The 17,907-nt window shown below is 71.2% G+C and carries 14 protein-coding genes; 2 read left to right on the top strand and 12 right to left on the bottom strand.

The window, feature by feature from the left end; all coding sequences use genetic code 11:
* On the bottom strand, positions 1–393 hold a 393-nt coding region (locus AB0F81_RS27180; RefSeq protein ID WP_360201651.1), incomplete at its 3' end, for a DUF6597 domain-containing transcriptional factor.
* 86 nt (positions 394–479) lie between these two features.
* Here AB0F81_RS27180 and AB0F81_RS27185 point away from each other — a divergent pair.
* On the top strand, positions 480–1,550 hold the full coding sequence (locus AB0F81_RS27185) for a DNA polymerase ligase N-terminal domain-containing protein (protein WP_360201653.1): 1,071 nt from the start codon (positions 480–482) through the stop codon (positions 1,548–1,550).
* Here the strand turns inward: AB0F81_RS27185 and AB0F81_RS27190 are convergent.
* The 11 genes from AB0F81_RS27190 to AB0F81_RS27240 all read right to left on the bottom strand — a co-directional run bounded on the left by AB0F81_RS27190 (position 1,533) and on the right by AB0F81_RS27240 (position 16,519).
* Positions 1,533–1,991 (bottom strand): MarR family transcriptional regulator, encoded by a 459-nt coding sequence (locus AB0F81_RS27190; protein WP_360201655.1) that lies wholly within the window; start codon positions 1,989–1,991, stop codon positions 1,533–1,535. The genes AB0F81_RS27185 and AB0F81_RS27190 overlap by 18 nt on opposite strands.
* 218 nt (positions 1,992–2,209) lie before the next feature.
* Positions 2,210–2,599, bottom strand: coding sequence for a cupin domain-containing protein (locus tag AB0F81_RS27195; protein WP_360201657.1), 390 nt, complete (start codon positions 2,597–2,599; stop codon positions 2,210–2,212).
* Between the two features lie 19 nt (positions 2,600–2,618).
* Positions 2,619–4,292, bottom strand: coding sequence for an EAL domain-containing protein (locus tag AB0F81_RS27200; protein WP_360201659.1), 1,674 nt, complete (start codon positions 4,290–4,292; stop codon positions 2,619–2,621).
* Positions 4,293–4,625: 333 nt separating this feature from the next.
* Complete coding sequence (locus AB0F81_RS27205; protein ID WP_360201661.1) at positions 4,626–9,179, bottom strand: AAA domain-containing protein; 4,554 nt, start codon at positions 9,177–9,179, stop codon at positions 4,626–4,628.
* Positions 9,180–9,435: 256 nt separating this feature from the next.
* Positions 9,436–10,653, bottom strand: coding sequence for an SDR family oxidoreductase (locus AB0F81_RS27210; protein ID WP_360201663.1), 1,218 nt, complete (start codon positions 10,651–10,653; stop codon positions 9,436–9,438).
* Positions 10,654–11,071: 418 nt separating this feature from the next.
* Positions 11,072–11,740, bottom strand: coding sequence for a hypothetical protein (locus tag AB0F81_RS27215; protein ID WP_360201664.1), 669 nt, complete (start codon positions 11,738–11,740; stop codon positions 11,072–11,074).
* 1,472 nt (positions 11,741–13,212) lie between these two features.
* Positions 13,213–13,662, bottom strand: a complete 450-nt coding sequence (locus tag AB0F81_RS27220; RefSeq protein ID WP_360201666.1) for a hypothetical protein — start codon at positions 13,660–13,662, stop codon at positions 13,213–13,215.
* Between the two features lie 18 nt (positions 13,663–13,680).
* Positions 13,681–15,360 (bottom strand): hypothetical protein, encoded by a 1,680-nt coding sequence (locus AB0F81_RS27225; protein WP_360201667.1) that lies wholly within the window; start codon positions 15,358–15,360, stop codon positions 13,681–13,683.
* Positions 15,357–15,680 carry a type VII secretion target gene (locus AB0F81_RS27230; RefSeq protein ID WP_360201669.1) on the bottom strand — a complete coding sequence of 108 codons (324 nt, stop codon included), beginning with the start codon at positions 15,678–15,680 and terminating at the stop codon, positions 15,357–15,359. Before AB0F81_RS27230 ends, AB0F81_RS27225 begins: the two co-directional genes overlap by 4 nt.
* Positions 15,673–16,062 (bottom strand): YbaB/EbfC family nucleoid-associated protein, encoded by a 390-nt coding sequence (locus tag AB0F81_RS27235; protein ID WP_360201671.1) that lies wholly within the window; start codon positions 16,060–16,062, stop codon positions 15,673–15,675. The genes AB0F81_RS27230 and AB0F81_RS27235 overlap by 8 nt, the downstream gene beginning before the upstream one ends.
* Positions 16,063–16,147: 85 nt before the next feature.
* Positions 16,148–16,519, bottom strand: coding sequence for a hypothetical protein (locus AB0F81_RS27240; protein ID WP_360201673.1), 372 nt, complete (start codon positions 16,517–16,519; stop codon positions 16,148–16,150).
* Positions 16,520–16,599: 80 nt separating this feature from the next.
* Here AB0F81_RS27240 and AB0F81_RS27245 point away from each other — a divergent pair, with 80 nt between their 5' ends.
* Positions 16,600–17,904, top strand: coding sequence for an AAA family ATPase (locus tag AB0F81_RS27245; protein ID WP_360201675.1), 1,305 nt, complete (start codon positions 16,600–16,602; stop codon positions 17,902–17,904).
* Positions 17,905–17,907 lie beyond the last annotated feature (3 nt).

The following is a 17,907-nucleotide window of genomic DNA, read 5'->3' on the forward strand; positions in this document are numbered from 1 at the left end:
GACGGCGACCATCAGCGGGTCGGGTGGCTGCCAGCGCCGGGTCGCGGCGGACTCCAGCGCGGCGCCGGGGTCGGCGGCCTCGGCGATCCGGCGGGCCTCGGCGGCCGGCCAGATCTGCTCCAGCGGAACACGCTGGTCGAGCAGCTCGGAGGCGGGCACACCGAGCACGCCCGGCCCGGTGCCCGCGCCGAATCGAAGCGCGTGGTGACGGCTGCCCGGCGACGGCTCGCCGAGCTGCGCGGAGGTGTCCGGCCCGGCGACGAAGACCGAGCCGTCCTGCCAGATCAGGTCGAGGCACCCGTCCGGCAGGATCCGCCGGACGCCCGCGCCCGGCGGCGTGACGCTGCGCCAGGCGACCACGTGCGGCAGCGAAGAGGGCCATTCGGTGTACATGCCGACACTCAACCATCGGGGTACGACAATTCCCGGCCGAGTTACACCCGTGTATTTCCCGCCGCGCCCGGGCAGAGAATCGGACTATGACGGACCGCCTCGACGAGTACCGGCGCAAGCGGGACGCCCGGCGCACCCCCGAGCCCGTCCCGCCCGGCGCGCCCGCGCCCAGCGACCGGCGCCGCTTCGTCATCCAGCAGCACCACGCCCGCAGCCTGCACTGGGACGTCCGGCTGGAGCGCGACGGCGTGCTGGTCTCGTTCGCCGTGCCGCGCGGCCTGCCCCGCGACCGGGCCCGCAACAACCTGGCCAAGCACACCGAGGACCATCCGCTGGAGTACCTCGACTTCGCCGGCGAGATCCCGGCCGGTGAGTACGGCGGCGGCCGGATGACCATCCACGACCGCGGGACGTACGAGGCCGACAAGTGGCGCGACGACGAGATCGGGGTCACCTTCCACGGCGAGCGCACCAACGGCCGCTACGTCTTCTTCCAGACCGGCGGACGGGACTGGATGGTGCGCCGGATGGACCCGGCCGAACCGGGCTGGGAGGCGATGCCCGAGGCGGTGCCCCCGATGACCCCCACCAGGACCACCGGGCTCCCGGCGGACGACGCGGACTGGGGCTACGAGATGGACTGGGGCGGACGGCGCGTCACCGCGTACGTCTCAGGGGGAAGAGTGCGGCTCGCCGACGCCGACGGCGACGATGTGACCTCGTGGTATCCGGAGATCCGGCCGCTCGGTCCGGCGCTCGCGCCGATCGAGGCCGTGCTGGACGGCGAGATCGTCGCGTTCGACGGCTCCCGGCCGGCGCCGGAACTGCTGGCCCGGCGCAAGGCGCCGAAGGATTCGGCGGCGGCACGCCGCGCCGCCGAGCGCACGCCGGCGCACTTGCTGGTGTACGACCTGCTGTGGTTGGAGGGGCATTCCACGGTGGAGCTGGTCCGCTACGCCGAGCGCCGGGAGCTGCTGGACGGGCTGGCCCTGGCCGGCGATCACTGGCAGACGCCGCCCTATTTCCCCGGCGGCGGCGAGTTCGCCCTGGAGGCCGCCCGCGCGCAGGGGCTCGGCGGCATCGTGGCGAAACGGCTGGACTCGCCCTATCTCCCCGGGCGGCGCAGCCGGCTGTGGTTGTCAGTTCCCGTCGGGTGAGTCCAGCAGCGCCTCGGCCACCCGGGTCAGCTGGCGCATCTGGGCGGGGCTCAACCGGTCGAAGATCAGCTGCTGGACGGCCTCGACGTGCCCGGGCGCCGTCGCGACCACCTTGTCCCAGCCGGCGTCGGTCAGGACGGCGATCTGCACCCGCCCGTCCTCCGGATCACGCTCGCGGCGCACCCAGCCCTTCTCCTCGAGACGGGCCACCACATGCGACAGCCGGGACAGTGACGCGCAGGCGCGTTTCGCCAGCCTGCTCATGGACAGGCGGCGGTCCGGGCGCTCGGACAGAGTCATCAGCACGAGGTAACCCATATGGGTCAGGCCGGCGTCACGCTGAAGCTGTGCTTCCAGGGCCGCGGGCACCCTGACCAGCACCTCGATCAGCCGCCGCCAGGCGTGTTGCTGCTCCTCGGTCAACCAGCGCGGCTCGTCCATGCAGGAAGGTTAGTGGCGACCGGCTCTGATCCGAATGTGCCGACTGTCGATCAGTCGTCGATTCGATCGACTTACGTGAACCTGGCCGGGTACTCTGTCCGGGGACTTTCACCCCGAACACGGCGCCGGAACCGGCTGGCTGGGGGGCCTCGGCCGGTTCCGGCGTCGTGTGCCTCAGGACAAAAGTCGTGTGCCTCAGGACAAAAGAGTCGCGTGCCTCAGGACGACGGCGGCTCGTCCTTGCCGGCTTCTTCAAGAGCGTCGGCCTCTTCCTTGGTCTTGTGCACGGCACCGTCGGCGTGCTCCGGCGGGCCGTAAACCGTGTAGAGAACCAGCGGGTTGGGGCCGTCGTTGAGGAAGTTGTGCTTGCGGCCGGCGGGCACGACGACCAGGTCACCCTGCTGGACCTTGCGGGTCTGGCCGGAGACGATCGCCTGGCCGACACCGCTGACGAAGGTGAGGATCTGGTCCACCTCGTGGACCTCCTCGCCGATCTCGCCGCCCGGCGGAATGGTCATGATCACGAGTTGGGTGTGCTTACCGGTCCACAGCACCCGGCGGAAGTCCTTGCTCTGCTCCGCGACGGTGGCAATCGTGAAGTGCTCCATGCACCGCACGTTACCCGGGTCAGGCGCTTCGCAACCGGCCCGGCGGAACAGGTGACGGCCGTCCTATCAGATAGCCCTGGACGTAGTCGACGCCGAGCTCACGCAGCATCCGCAGGGTCGCCTCGTCCTGGACGAATTCGGCCACGGTGTGGATCCCGTACGCCTGGCACACCTGCACCAGCGCCCGCACCAGCACCTGGTCCTGGGGGCTGTCGACGAGATCCACCACGTACTCGCCGTCGATCTTGACCAGGTCGATCGGGAAGAGCCGCAGGTAGCGGAAGGACGCGTAGCCGGAGCCGAAGTCGTCCAGCGCCAGCCCGCAGCCCAGGTCACGGACCCGGTCGGCGAACCGGCGGGCCTCGCTGAGGTTGCCGATCAGCGCGGTCTCGGTGATCTCGAAGGTGAGCTGCGCCGGGTCGACCCCGTAGCGGTCGAGCAGCTTCTCCACCTCGGTGGTCAGCCGCGGGTCGCCGACCGAGCGGCCGGAGAGGTTGACCTGCAGACAGAGGCCGGGCTCCTCGGCGGCGAGCCGCATGGCCCGCTCGACCACCCAGAGGTCGATGTCGAAGACCGCGTCCAGGCGCTCCGCGGCGTCCAGCACCTGGATCGGCGACTGCGGGCCGTCCGCCTCGTCCAGGACCCGCAGCAGCAGCTCGTGCCGGGTGACCTTGTTGGTCTGCAACTCCAGGATCGGCTGCGAGTAGAGGGTGAACCGGTCGGTGCCGAGCGCGTCGGCCACCCGGCTGCGGTACGAGCCCTGCCGGTCCCGTACCGGGACGGGGTTGGCCAGTCGGGTGAGCGGGCGATCCTGCTCGCGCGACTGCCGCCAGGCCTGCTCGGCGTCGATCAGCAGGCCGTGGCTGCCGGCCTCGGCGTCGCGCTCGAAGCGCACCAGCCCGCCCCAGGCCATGGTCTGCTCCCGCAGCGCCGCCATCAGCGCGCGGGCCTCTTCCCGGGCGTCCCGCCAGGACGTCTCGGCATAGAGCACCGCGACCTCGTTGGGCCCGACCCGGCCGAGCAGGTGTTCCGGCCGCACGTGCTCCTCCAGCAGCCGCGCGACGCGGTGCAGCAGGTCGGCGGTGTGCTCCGGGCGCGCGCCCTCGGCGGGGTCCAGGCTCTGCACCCGGGCGACCAGCAGCGCGCCGCCGGAGCCGCGCAGCGCCCGGTCGATCTCGTCGGCGAACCGCGCCCGGATCAGCAGGCCGGTGGCCGGGTCCGGCTCCACCAGCGACGCCTGCACCGTTTCGCCGCGCCGGGTGAGCCGCGCCGACTCCCGGCGGGCCCGCTCGCGCGAGGAGACGTCGCGGACCGTGCCGCGGATGCCGCGAACCGTCCCGTCGGGGCTCATCATCGGTTCGAGGCGGCAGTCCACGTCGAACCAGCCACCATCGGTACGCATCAGCCGCACCGTCGTGTACACGGTGTTGCGGCTGGTCCACGCGTCCGTGATCGAGCCGAGCGCCTTCGCGTGGTCGTCGCGGTGCACGTAACGCGACAGGATCTGCCGGGTCATCTCCTTCTCCGCCGGCGGCCGGCCGATCATCGCGGAGAGCGCCGCGGACCAGACGATCTGATCGCCCGCCGCGGTGTAGGTGAACCAGGCGGCCCGGTCGTCGATGGGCTGGCGGGGCTCGGGCAGCGCGGCTGGTGGCGCCGGCGTCCAACGCTCCCGTTCTTCGGGCACCGTCATACGCCGTCACCTCCCCCCTTGCACACGGCTGCTCCCCCTGCCACTTTTCCCCTCACCTATTACGACCTGTCACCAGGCCGCAGTAACAGTGGATGCAGGCGTCAAAGTTTTGACGTTTTCGCCGGCAAGGCCAGGAGCAGGGAATTATCGCCCATCCAGAGTAACGAAACAACCGAATGGATGACCTCGTTCCCCCGCAATTACGCCGAAATGCCTCCACGCCTCCATGACAGACAGTTACTGCACGTATCGCCTCTGGAACCTTGCGCAGTTTCCTACCCGGAAGCACCCGCGGGCATGCACGCCCCGCAGTCGAAGGCGTGCACGCAGTGATCAGGCCGCGGCGATCTCCAGCTCAGCGATCCGTTGCCAGACCGGTCGCATCGCCGCCTCCGGCTCCCGGGCGAAGACGCTGCCCCGGATCCGGACGAAGACACAGTTGCCCACCCGCTCCAGCACCGACTGCCGGCGCATGTCGCTCTCCCACTGCTCCGGACCGTGGTAGGCGTCCCCGTCGCACTCGATCGCGAGCCGCCGGCCGTCCGGCGCGTTCAGCACGAAGTCGATCCGGTAGCCACCGATCCGGAACTGGGGAATCGGCCGGAAACCCCGGCCCACCAACAGCTTCAGCACATCTTTCTCGAAGTCGCTCTCGCAGCGCGCGGCCAGGTCCGCCGCGGCGGCCTCGGCAGGCAGATCGAGAGCGTACGAAAGAAGCAGTGCTCTCGCGTCGTCGGCGAGCAGCACGGTGGGCCGGACCGAGTGGAAGATCCAGAGCTGGTCCCGGGCCCGGGAGGCGGCCACATTGATCCGACGGTGGTAGTCCCGCTTCGTGAAAGCCGCGATCCGCGGATCGTTCTCGGACACCACGGTCGAGATCAGCACCACGTCCCGCTCGTCGCCCTGGAACGTGTAGGCGTCGCCGACCCGCAGCCGCCGCGCCTGGATCTCGTCCTCTCCGATCGCCTCCCGCAACTGGGTGAGCAGGTAGTTCGCCTGCCCGCTGCTGCTCAGCAGGCTGATCACGCCGAGCGTCTTCCCGTCGTAGCGCGGGTCGGCGACGATCTTCGTGACCCGCTCGACCAGCGCGGTCGCCTCCTCCAGATTGACGTCGCCGAGACCCGGCAGCGGCTGGCGCACACCGGCCGGGGTGTGCACGGTCTGGATCGGCGGCAGCGCCGGCCGGTCCGCCCGCAACGGCATGATCTTGCCGTCGTAGTAGTGCCGCGACGAGAACTCGATGATCTGCGGCACGCAGCGGAAATGCTCGGTGAGCAGGATCCGCTCCGGGGAGCGGCGCACCGCGTGATCGTAGAGAGAGGACTCCGGGTCGAAATGCTCCGCCGACGGCACCCCGTCCAGGTGCCGCTGGATCAGCCCGGAGACCGAGCCGACGAAACCGAGCTGCGGACCGATCTGCTGGTCGTCACCGACCACCACGGCCCGCTCGGCCAGGGCCAGCACCGGCAACGCGAACAGATCGGCCTGGGACGCCTCGTCGACGATCACCACGTCGAACTTCGCCCCGCCGGCGAACTGCTCGATCGCCCGGTCCACCGACATGACCCAGACCGGGACCGCGGTCACCGCCGACTCCATCGCCCGCTGCGCGTGCGCCTGCCAGGCGGCGGCGCCCCGGCCGGTGCCTTTGCCGATCTTGCGCAGCGCGGTGGTCCAGTCGGCCAGCGCCGCCCGCCGCCGGTCGTCCAGCGCCCGGGCCACCTCCAGCCACGCCGAGGTGACCACCAGCTCGCCGGTCAGTCGCCGGATCTTGGCGCGGGCCCGCTCCGCCCGGCGCGACAGCACCGCCGGATCCACCTCGCCGACCACGCCGTCGAACCAGGTCTGCGCCCGCCGCCACTCCCAGGCCTCCAGACAGGCCTGACCGGAGACCACCGGATGATCGCCGGAGGCGATCCGGGCCGCCCACTCCGGCGCCACCGTCGCCAGCCGGTCGTGCGCGGCGTGGAAACGCATCACGTCCGGCTGCAACAGCACCAGCCGGCGCACCTCGCCGATCGCCTCGTCCCAGCCGTCCAGGCTCTTCCAGGCCTCGACCAGATCCGGCCAGAGCGCCAGCCGCTCGGCCACCGCACGCTCGACCGCCTGCGCCTTGTCCAGCGCGAACACCTCGGTGGCGCCGGCCAGCAGCTCGGCGACCTCGGTCAGGCCGGCCGCGTCCGGCGTCAGCTCCCGCTGCGGTACGAGCACCGCGATCCGCTCGGCCAGCGGCGGCCACCGGTGCAGATCGAAGTCGAGCGACTGGGTCGCGTCGGCGAGCAGCGCACCCGCCCACACCTCCGGATCACCCCACCCGCTCGCCGGCGCCGGAATCGACAGCCGCTCCACCCACTCCGCCCAGACGTCCCCGAGCCGGCGCCGGGCCTGCGTGCGCCGCACCCCGGCGATCACCAGGTCCACGTCGTCGACGCTGCGCACCGGCTCGTCGTCGACCCGGATCTCCTCGGCCAGCCGGAACAGCCCGGCCTGCAGCAGCCGGCTCAGCCCCTTGCCCGAGGCGAACCGCTGGCGGATCTCGCCCAGCCGGGTCAGCAGCAGTTTCGGCTCGGCGAGAATCGGGTCCGGCACCACGATCCGGTGCCCGGTGACCTCGCGCGCCAGCCCGGCCAGCTCCCGGTAGAGCGCCTCGGTGACGGCCACGTGATCCGACCAGATGGTGCGCCAGTGCGGGTCGTCGAGCAGGCGGCCGAGACGGTCGGTCCAGGTGCCCTCCCGCCGGCGCAGCCAGGACACCGCCTCCCGCAGGTCACCCACGAGTTCGGCCATCCCGGCGCGGCGCTCCGAGCGTACGGCTGCGAGATCGACGCCCCGGTCCGCCAAGAGTGACAGGCGCGCCTCGATCTCCGCGCTCTTCTGCCGTTGCGCCGCCGTCTCGGCGGCGTCCGGCAGATCCTGGATCTCCGGCAACGGCCGCATCGCGGCCACCCGGTCCTCCGGCGTCAGCCGCGCGGCGAGCTTGAGCAGCGTGCCGAAATCCTCGATGGTCAGCGGCGGCGGCCCGGAAACCGGGTCCGGGATGCCGCCGTGCGCGGCGGCGCGCTCCCGCAGCCACGCGCCGACCTCGGCGGGCAGCAGAGAAACACCACCGATCTGGTACGAAACGGCCTCGCTCTCGGCGATCAACCGCAGGCCGGCGAGCGCGGCGGCGAGTTCCCGCTCAGCCTCCTCGAGGGTACGGGTGAGCCGATCCACCCGGCGCGCCTCGGCCTCGGAGTCCAGCGTCGCCGCCCGGTCGGACAGCTCCCGGGCGGCCAGCTGCAGCTGCACCAGCTGATCCGTGGTCCGGCCCAGCACCGCCAGGCAGAGCGCCTGCACCTCCTCCGGCAGGCCGTCCCGGAGCACACGCAGCGGCTCCTCCTTCTGCGCGACCACCAGAACCCGCTTGCCGTTCGCCATCAGATGGCAGATCAGGTTGCGGATGGTGTGGGTCTTGCCGGTGCCGGGCGGGCCCTGCACGGCCACGTTGCGGTGGTGGGCGAGCCGGCGGGCGATCGACTCCTGCGCCTCGTTCGTGGGCAGCGGCATGAGCAGCCGCTCGCCCACCCGCTGCCAGCGTTCCGGCTGGTCGTCGGGCATCGACAGGCGGCTCGGCTCGTGCGCCACCACGGCCGCGAGCGAACCGACCGCGCCGAGGTCGCCGCTGGTCAGCCGGTCCCGCAGGTTCTCCAGGAAGCCGCGCAGGTGACGCTGGCGGGGCCGGGCGAACAGCACGGCGGTGTCGCGGATCGCGGCCTCGGCGTCGGACTTCTCGGCGGGGTCGAGGATGACCCGGTCGTGGCCGAGCCGGGTGAGGGCCCGTTCGAAGAACTCGCGGCGCTCGAAGTCGTTCCACAGGTCCACCTCGACGACGCCGCCCGGGCCGGCGAGGGCGACCAGCTGATTGAGGTAGCGCTCGTCGAGGCCGCTGAGGACCTCGGCCTGCAGGCGGGAGGGGCCGGCCGGGGAGACGCTGATCAGGGCGCGGTCCGGGTCGTACTCGATCAGCACCGGAGTGGCGATCAAGGGGTAGCGGACACGGTTGCCGCCGATGACGGTCTCCAGGATGCCGTGGCCCCAGACCAGCTCGGTGGTGGCGACGGACATGTCGAGCTGGTGCATCCGGTCGAAGAGCCGGCGGTGCAGATCGCGGGTCTGCTCGGCGGCGGCGGTCGCCTGCGACCAGGGGCGCCAGATCTCTTCGCGCCAGCGTTCGAAATCGTCGGTGGTTCCCTCGCTGCCGGCGTTCCGGCTGGGGCGACTTTCCGCACCGCGTGCGCGGTTGGTGGGCGGACTTTCCTCGGGGCCTGGGCTCTGCTGGGCGGCACTTTCCGCGCTGCCTGCGCTCCTGGCGTCGCTGCTTTCCGCACGGCTGGCGATCTGCCCGGCGTCGCTTCTGTCGCCATCGACGTGCCTGCCGGCACCGCTTCGGTCGCCGTCGATGCGCTTGTCGGCGCCCCCCGTGTCGCCTCTCGCGCCGTCGACAGGCCTGCCGGTGCCGCTTCTCGCGCCGTCGACAGGCCCGCCGGTGCCGCTTCTCGCGCCGTCGACAGGCCCGCCGGTGCCGCTTCTCGCGCCGTCGACAGGCCTGCCGGTGTCGGCGACGGGTTCGTCGGAAGCGGTGATCTCGCCGCGCAGGCGGCGACGCAGCGCGGCCGGCACCGACGCCGGAGGCGGAAGGTCGGGGCGGCCGACGCGAAGCCAGGAGGTGCCGTCGGCTCCCGGACCGGCCTGGCAGTCCGGGTGCTGCGGCAGCGCGTCGAGCCAGTGGGCGTCGGAGGGGACGGTGCGTGCCGGGCGGTCCATCTGCGCCCGCACGGCCAGCAGATAGTCGGCCACCGCCACGGCCCGATCCCGGATCGTCGTGGGCGACTCCCGCTGCTCAGCCATCTCAAGAAGTCTAGGGCGTCCCGTCGATCGCGCGCGTGCGCGAACCGGCCTGTGGTCGCCCCTGTCATGCCTTCGCTGGTCGCGCCCTCCTGCTCTGTCCCGGCCTCCGCCTTGATTAGCCATGACTTCGGCCTGCCTCAGCTTGAGCCACCAGCCTCTTGGCCTGGACCAGCTTGCGCATCACCCGGTACCCGGCTTCGGCTATCCGGGACGGCTCACATGGGTGTGGTGCCTTCCTTGATCGTGGTCGGCGGGGTCAGGCTTCCTCGGGGTCGCGGCCGAGGGCGGCACGGCCGCCGTCCACCGGGATGACGGCGCCGTTGACGAAGCTCGCCGCGCTGGAGAGCAGGAAGGCCACCACCTCGGCGACCTCGTCGGGGCGGCCCATCCGGCCGAGTGGCTGCAAGCGGCGGATCTCCTCGGTGAATCGCTGCCTCCCGTCTTCGGGGAGTCCGGCCAGGTGCGCATCCGAACGTTCCGTGGCGATCGAGCCCAGTGCCAGGGCGTTCACCCGTACCCCGTGGGGTCCGTAGTCGACCGCGAGCGCCCGGGTCAGCCCTTCGACGGCGGCCTTGGCGGTGGAGTAAGGAAGAGCCCCACGCACCGCACGCTGCGCCTGGTGCGAGGAGATGTTGACGATGGCATACCCGGCCGAGGCGCCCTCTCCGTCGGCCAGGAAGTGCCGCAGCGCCACCGCACAGCCGGTCAGGACCGGGTCGAGGTTGCTTCGGATCAGCGCGCCGGCCTCGTCCGGTGCCGCATGCAACCGGGCATCGCGAAAGACCGCGGCGTTGTTGACCCAGCCACGCAACGGCGCGGCCGCCGCGGCTGCCTGGGCGGCCTGCTCAGCGACCTTCTCGTCAGCGGCGTCGCCGGCCACCGGGATGAGACGTGCCGCGGCCGGGTGGTGCTCCAACCAGTCGAGCGCGGCGGGATCGAACTCCAGGACCGCCACAACCGCGCCAGTGGCGGCCAGTCGCTCCACGATGGCTCGGCCGATGCCGCGGCCGCCGCCCGTCACGACGAATGAGGCATGTCCCGCTCCTGCCGAACCGCTGGCAGCCGCGCCCTCGGAGGAGCCGGCCACATTGAGGGTTCGGGCTATATCCCCGCCGGGGACGGCGTTCCCACCCGGCTTCGGGGAGTCCCCGCCATCGGCCCGGTGTGCCGGTGCGTCTCGACGATCACTTGCACCCGGACGCGGTGTGGCGCTAGGTGCAGGGATGTCCGAGCCGAGGCTGGAAGCGCCACCGCCACCGAACCCGGTGGTGACGCTGACGTCGGTCTTGCGGCTACCGGCTGCCCCGATGGGATCGGTCGTCTCGGCAGCTCGGGATGCCTGGCCGTGGGCGACACCGCCGAAGTCCTCGACCTGAGAACCACCCAGGATTCGGCCCTGGCGGCCGACCTGTTCGCCCTCGTCCATGACGGTGTTGACCACGTCGGCACCGCCTGCGGAAGCGCTGACGGCCATGCCGGAAGCCTGGCCGCCTGCGGCTCGATCGAGGGCGACACCCTTGCTCGATCCGAGGAGCCGGTCGGCGCCGGCCCCAGCGGAGGACGTGTTGTCGGTCATTCCGGTCCCCTACCCCGTGCGGTTCGCCGTTGACCATCAACTGTGCCGCAGCAGCGGATGGAGCAACGGGGAGCTGCGGCCGGCACGACACGGCGAGCCGGAACGAGGGGATCTCGGGGCGGGGCGCTCACCCCGTACCGACAGGGAGCTCGGGGCGGGGTGCTCACCCCGTACCGACAGGGAGCTCGGGGCGGGGCGCTCACCCGTACCGACAGGGAGCTCGGGGCGGGGTGCTCGCCCCGTACCGAAAGGGAGCTCGGGGCGGGGCGCTCACCCCGTACCGAAAAGGGAGCGCAAGAGATAAGGAAAGCTTGCGTCAGGGGAACTGCATGCGGCGCGGGCGCGGGATCACCGGCGGCGGCAGCGGCAGGTCGTCCAGGTGGCTCCAGTTGAGCGTGCCGTTGTCGGTCGACTTGACCTCGCCGAGGCAGGCGCGGAGCAGGCCGAGGTTGGGGGCGCCGGCATAGCCGGCGATGACGACCTCGGGTTTCGGTGCGATCTGGGCGATCGCGGCGCAGATCTTGGCGACCTCGCGCTCGTCGACAGCATCCAGCGGCAGCGGGGCCTCGACCGGGGAGCGGCGCCACGGCGGGCCGAAGCGGCGCAGCAGCTCGCGGGCGAGCCGGCCGAAGGAGCGGCCGACCTCGGCATCGCGCATCGAGATCCGGGCGGACTGGCCGTAGCACCACGGCACGACCACATGCCCGTTGATCAGGACCAACTGGTAGACCGAGCGGGGAACGCTGATGATCTCCGCGCCCGGGAGGGTGCCGAGGAACAGGACAAGTTCCTCATACGGCAGGGGCCACCGGGGATTCGCAAGGACACGTTCCATGGTCTGGGTCATGACCGGATGGGCGTGAACCTCGCGATCTATCGCGGTGCTCAAGGCCTCGGGCACCCGGGTCCACAGCTCGTCGGCAACCTTGTCGCCGAACTGCTCGATCAGCCAATCACTCGGACCAACGAGAACGTCTGGGCGCATTCCCTACCACCACCGTCCGTGTTACTGACGTCACTGCTGGCTAGAAGAGTTGCACTTCCAATGATCGACTGGAAGGGGGATGTTCCGAGATCATTAAAAACATCCGTGAATGAAAGTGCGTGCGTCGATCAATGGTTAGCCACGACGACGGAGCCACTGGGCGCAGAGCGACGAAACCTGCAACTTGCGCGGCGAACCGCACGCGCAAGTTGCAGATCGGTTTCGCTTTTCACCCGTACCCGATATTGAAGCCGAGAGTTATTTCCGGGCAGTGACATCGAAGCAAACATCGTTTCACGCAGCTTGATCAAATGAGGCATCACCTGCGCTGCTGGGCCAGCAGTGATCGTTTATACCGAGGCGGCGGTGACGGGTGGCGGTGTTCCGAAGCGGTTGCATGCGCCCGGAAGGCTTGCAGCATGATCAGGGCCATGGGGGCGGAGTTCCGCCGGGGCCATGATCACCACATCCGTACCGACAGGGCAACTGTCGGATAGTTGTCAGTTCCCACCCAGCGGGCCGGTCGTCGCGTGCAAACGCTCTCCGCGCGGGGGACGCCTTGGCTTGATCGAGATGGTTGCGGCGACTGCCTCCGTTGCCGGGCCGCCGCCCGCAGCAATGCGGCCCGCTGCCGGGGGCACGGCGTCCAATCCTCGGCACTGACCCGCAACATTCACCCTCACCGACACGGCCGCTTGCGCTGATCGGCCGGATCCGCCTCACCGGCACCGCTGCCCGCGCTGCTCGGCGGAACCCGCCCGACACCGGCACCGCGACCCCACCCCCGAGCGGCGAGATTCGCCCCATAGCACCGCTACCAGTACTGACCGGCGGAATCCGCCCCACACCGGCACCGCCACCCATCCCGAGCGGCGAGATTCGCCCACCAGCACCGCTACTAGTACTGACTGGCCGGATTCGCCGCACACCGGCGCCGCTGCCTACTTTGACCGGCGATTTCGCCCCGACACCGGCACTGCCGCCCGCGCTGATCAGCGACTTCGCGCACACCGACACCACCGCCCCGCACTGATCGGCCGCCTCGCCTACTCACTGGTCGGCATACCCTTCAAAGACGGCGGCGATGATGCAACGGCTTGCCGTCCACACCTATATAGAGGCGGTGTTCTTATCGTGCGGCCAAACGGCCACTGCGGGCACGGTTCAGCTCCAAAGGTTTCTTCGCCAGAAACAGCTTGGCTACGCATCAATCACCTTGGCGAATAAAGAGCCGCGAGCCTATAGGCCCGGTATTCGATTGCGGGTCGGGTTGGGTCGCGACATCGTTGAAGAATGTCGCGTACTCACGCAGCGCGCACATTAGACATTCGAGCTGATCAGTGATCGATGCGGTCCGGGCAGGCCAGGTCCGCCTCCGCGAGCTCAGGGCCGGCTCGTGTTCGCCGTTTCGGTCGGCAGGGAAACATGAGTGGTCACAGCTCACCGCCCTCGGATTTCCGCCATTGTGTGGATCAGGCCAGATGTGCGGTCAATGGCAGCCAGACGTCACGATCCTCAGCGTAGGGAGTGATGCCTTCCGGCAACCAGATGAGGCCGGTCGACGGGCTGGTGAAGCCGATGAGGAAGTCGTGACCACGCACGAGTGCGGCCGCCACCAGGTTGCTCTCGCTCAAATCGGTGAACAGCTTGCGAGCCTCGGCGATCTGCTGATCCCGGTCGCCGCCGGTGACGCCGACGTCGAGGACCAAGGCGAACGCTCCGGCGAACGAGTCGGGGTCGGCCAGGTCGTTGCGGTGCAATTCGCCGCCGACGTCGCCGGAGCCGTCAGGCAGTGGTCGGCTCAGGAATGTCTCACCGCGTTCACCGTCCACGATCCGCATCTTGATCGTGGACGCCAGTTCGCCGGCCAGCTCCGCGGGCTTGCGCGGCGAGTAGAGGTAGACGTGCTCTTGAGTGGACAACGGTGTTGGCCCTCTCGGTTACGGGAACTCGAGGATCGTTCCATCGCTCAGGATCACACGGACACGCTCCGGCATCGCCGAACCGTGCTCGCGGGCATGCCCGGCTGCCCGGGCATAGCCCTGCCGTGCCGTTTCCTCGCTCAGCCCGGCAGCCCGCCCGTCGATCACCACGTCGCCGCCGCCGTGCGAGGCGACCTGCTTGCCGGCCGCGAGGATGTTCGCGCGGACGCTGCCGCTGCTGGAACTCTCCGGCGTCTTAAACTCGGTCACCGTCCCGGCGTCGTCGGCCGCGATCCGCACCATGGCGTCCGGGTTCGTCAGCCCGCGCACGTCGTCGATGCGCTGCCGCGGATGAACCATCGCTCCGTCGCCGGCCAGGCGGTCGGCGATGGCCCGTTCCTTCGGCTCGAAGCGCTGCTCAGGGTCGTGGACGACACCGGGCTGGAACCCGTCACCCAGCGTCGCCCGGTCCCGGCCGGGGTCAAAGTCGGGGCTGTCCGGAGGCCGGCCCGCGAGACCGGGGCCGGACGGTTCGCCGGATCCGGCATCAGCCGCCATCCCAACGTCACCGCCCACAGCGCGTTCCCCGGCGGCGCGCACATCTGCCGCGCCGGCAGGAGCCGTGCCAGCTGCGGCGTTCTCAGGCGGACCACCGACTGCAGCCGCAGGCGAGCCGTCCGCCGCAGCCACAGGCGAGCCGTCTGCCGCAGCCGCAGGCGAGCCACCAGCCGCAGCCACAGGTGAGCCACCGGCCGCAGCCGCAGGCGCGCCACCGATAGCAGCCGAAGGAGAGCCACCGGCCGCAGCCGCGGGCGAGCCACCGGTAGCCGTCGCGGGCGAGCCGCCGCTAGCAGCCGCAGGCGAAGCACCGGCAGCAGCCGCGGGCGAACTACCGGCCGCAGCGGCGGGCGGGTCGGCGGCAGTTGTCGCGGGCGTGCCGCCGCCGCTGGGCGTCTCGTCGGTGCCGGCCTTGGCCGCCGGGCGCAGGTGGTCACTGAGTGAGCCGACCAGCCCACCGAGGTGCTCGCTCTCGTCGAGCAGCCGCCGCAGGCTGGCAAGCAAACCCCGCAGCCATCCCGCGATCTTGGCCGACCAGGAGGCGCACAGCGCGGCCACCTGCCCGACCACCAGCGGGGTGGCAACGCCCGCCGTGATGATCAGCTCGCCCGCATAGACGATCAGGCGAGCAACCACGGCGGCCACCGCATCGCGCACCATGATCCGGACCGCGCCGATCAGGCCCCCGCTGCCCTCGGTGATCGCGGCCATCGCGCCCGAGCCGGTCCCGAGGGCTCGCAGTGCCTGCTCCTGTCGCCCCGCCCAGAGCCGGTAGGCGTCGCCGGCCGGCCCGCTCCACCCGGAGACGTCTCCGACGGCGGCCCGGCCCAGGCTCTCCGCCTCGGTAACCAGATCAGCGGCCGCGGTCCGCCAGATCTGGGCCTGCGCGGCGATCACGGCAGCGTCACCGGCCAGTTTGTCGAGACTGTCAGCCAGCGGCTCGACATGCTCGATCAGCCAGGCGATCCCGTACTGAAGCAGGCCTCCGACCGGATCCATCGCCAGGGACATCCCGTCGAGGGCGGCGCCGGCGCCGCTGATCGTCCCGTCGATCCAGCTCCGGCTGCTGACCGCGGCCGCGACCGCATCGATCTCCTCCGCGATCCCGATCCCGGCCCAGTCACTGACCGGGGCTGTCATCGCCGGCCCGGGACGGTGTGGAAGGCCGTGGCACGACGGTGGTCGGCCGACTCGTACGCCTCGGCGGTCGCCCGCAACCGGCCGCCGGTGTCGTGCATCGCCGCCGCGGCTGACCGGATACCGCCGACCAGCAGATCCTGCAGCACGCCGAGCGCGGCCGGCACGATCGTGCAGAGCCGCCCGAACGCCTCCGGCCCGGCCCGCACCGCCTGACCGGCCCGGGCCACCGCGGTGATCTGATCGCTGATCCCCTCCACCGCGCCGGCGTGCGCCAGCAGGTCGGTGTGGCGGACCCGGACCTGCTGCTGGTGATCAGCCACGGCTCGCTCCCGGCGCCCGGTAACGCGCGGCGAACGACTCGACGACGGCCCGCCCGGTCGCTGTGCCAGCGCCCAGCGTCGCCTCGGTCTCCGCCGCGACCGCGTCGGTGAGCGCGGCACGGGCGGCGCTCAGCGTGGTCAGGATCTCCCGCGCGGTGGTCGTGGCCGGCCGCTGCCGGATGCCCTCGCCGAGCTCCAGCCCGAGCAGGTCGCCGGTGGCCCCGACGCTCACGGTCACCAGCCCGTCAGGACTCCGCGCGGTCCGCGTCAGCTGCTCCAACCGGGCCGACAGCTCCCGCGCCCGCCCAGCCCGGACCTCGATGGCGTTCTGCCAGTTGTCGATCCAGCGCTCGGCCTCGTCCAGGTCCCGCGCGTCGAACATGACCGCCTCCATTCACCGTCGCGAGTACGCGCGCCTCACGCTAGTGACATCCACAAGATCACGGAGAGGCCTGTGGATAACTCGCTCAGACCGGGCCGACGGCGTCCCAGGAACAGCGGAATCCGGTCGGCGGGAGTCGCCATTCGCGCAGCACAGCGAGGAGTTCGGCCTCGTCAGCGGCTTCCGCGTGGCGCACCCGGACGTGGCCGAGATCGTGGTCGTACCCCTCCAGCCGGTCGGCCTCGAACTCCCAGTGCACCACCCGGAAGCTGCGGCCGGTGTCGCTGTGCACCCGGCCCGCGCGGATCGCCGCCTCGTCGTCGGGACCGACGCTGGGAACGATGTGCACGAACGACCAGCGGTGCGGCTGCGATGCCGGAACGGGGACGCCGAGCCGCCGCCCGAGCCGCAGTGCGGCCAACTCGACGGCCGGCCACATCCATTCCACGTGATCCATGATGGAGGGCAGCCTACCCACTGGACGTGTCGCAAACGTGACGCTGCGTTTCTGTCGGGGGTGGGCGCTACGGTGCCCGGGTGAGTTCGAACGCGCTCGTCAGCCCGGCCGAGGAGGCCGCCTCCGTCATCTCCGCGGTGCTCAGCGATCTCGGCTCCGGCCGGCATCGCGGCGTGGTGGTGGATTCGCCACCCGGGGCCGGCAAGTCGACGCTGGTCGTGCGGGCGGCCGGCGAGGTGGCCGCCTCCGGCGAGCCGTTGATGATCGTGGCGCAGACCAACGAGCAGGTGGACGACCTGATCGACCGGCTCGGCACGCGCTCACCCGAGGTCACGGTGGGCCGGCTGTCAGCGGTCGACTACGAGCCGTCCGCCCGGGTCCGGGCGCATCCGGCCTGCCGGGTGGCGGCCAAGGTCGCCGATCTCGGCTCCCCCGCGGTCACGATCGGCACGGCCGCCAAGTGGGCCACGGTCAGCGAGGGCACCTGGCCGTGGGCGATCGTCGACGAGGCGTACCAGATGCGGTCCGACGCGCTGCTGCGCGTCGCGCCGCGCTTCGAGCGCGCGCTCTTCGTCGGCGACCCCGGTCAGCTCGACCCGTTCTCCACCGTCGAGGTCGACCGGTGGACCGGCCTGTCCTGGGATCCGATGCAGAGCGCGGTCGCGGTGCTGCTGCGGCACAATCCCGAGTTGCCCGTGCACCGGCTGCCGGTCTCCTGGCGTCTGCCCGCCTCGGCGGCACCGGTCGTCGCCGAGGCGTTCTACCCGTTCACCGGGTTCCGCTCCGGCACCGGCCCGGCCGACCGCACGCTCGCCTTCCACCGGAAGGCGGAGCACGCGCTGGACGAGGTGCTGGACACCGCAGCCGCGACCGGGTGGGGGCTGCACGAGCTGCCGGCCCGCTTCACCCTGCGGACCGACGCCGAGGCCGCAGCCGCCTGCGCCGCCCTGGCCGGCCGCGCCCTGGCCCGGGCCGGAGAGGCGTCGTCCGAGGCCGGGTCCGGTCCACTCACTGCCGACCGGATCGCCATCGGCGCCGCCCACCGTGACCAGGTCGCGACGATCCGCGCGCTGCTGCCACCGGAGGCGGCCGACGTCACCGTCGACACCGCCAACCGGCTGCAGGGCCGGGAGTACGACTTGACCGTCGTGCTGCACCCACTCTCCGGGCGGCGCGACGCCACCGCCTTCCACCTGGAGTCCGGGCGGCTCTGCGTGCTCACCTCCCGGCACCGGCACTCCTGCGTGGTGGTGGCCCGCGCCGGGATCGCCGAACTGCTGGACGCCCACCCCTCCACCGAGCCGATGCACATCAACGTGCCGGTCAAGTTCCCGGACGGATGGGAGGCAAATCAATCGATACTTGCGCATTTATACCGTGCGTAACAT

Source organism: Actinoplanes sp. NPDC024001 (genome assembly GCF_040638955.1).
Taxonomy (GTDB): Bacteria; Actinomycetota; Actinomycetes; order Mycobacteriales; family Micromonosporaceae; genus Actinoplanes.

Bases quoted from the DNA above. Each gene is read 5' to 3' on its own strand.
- AB0F81_RS27185 (WP_360201653.1), top strand. From the start codon at position 480: ATGACGGACCGCCTCGACGAGTACCGGCGCAAGCGGGACGCCCGGCGC.
- AB0F81_RS27190 (WP_360201655.1), bottom strand. From the start codon at position 1,991: ATGGACGAGCCGCGCTGGTTGACCGAGGAGCAGCAACACGCCTGGCGG.
- AB0F81_RS27195 (WP_360201657.1), bottom strand. From the start codon at position 2,599: ATGGAGCACTTCACGATTGCCACCGTCGCGGAGCAGAGCAAGGACTTC.
- AB0F81_RS27200 (WP_360201659.1), bottom strand. From the start codon at position 4,292: ATGACGGTGCCCGAAGAACGGGAGCGTTGGACGCCGGCGCCACCAGCC.
- AB0F81_RS27205 (WP_360201661.1), bottom strand. From the start codon at position 9,179: ATGGCTGAGCAGCGGGAGTCGCCCACGACGATCCGGGATCGGGCCGTG.
- AB0F81_RS27210 (WP_360201663.1), bottom strand. From the start codon at position 10,653: ATGGCCGTCAGCGCTTCCGCAGGCGGTGCCGACGTGGTCAACACCGTC.
- AB0F81_RS27215 (WP_360201664.1), bottom strand. From the start codon at position 11,740: ATGCGCCCAGACGTTCTCGTTGGTCCGAGTGATTGGCTGATCGAGCAG.
- AB0F81_RS27225 (WP_360201667.1), bottom strand. From the start codon at position 15,360: ATGACAGCCCCGGTCAGTGACTGGGCCGGGATCGGGATCGCGGAGGAG.
- AB0F81_RS27235 (WP_360201671.1), bottom strand. From the start codon at position 16,062: ATGTTCGACGCGCGGGACCTGGACGAGGCCGAGCGCTGGATCGACAAC.
- AB0F81_RS27240 (WP_360201673.1), bottom strand. From the start codon at position 16,519: ATGGATCACGTGGAATGGATGTGGCCGGCCGTCGAGTTGGCCGCACTG.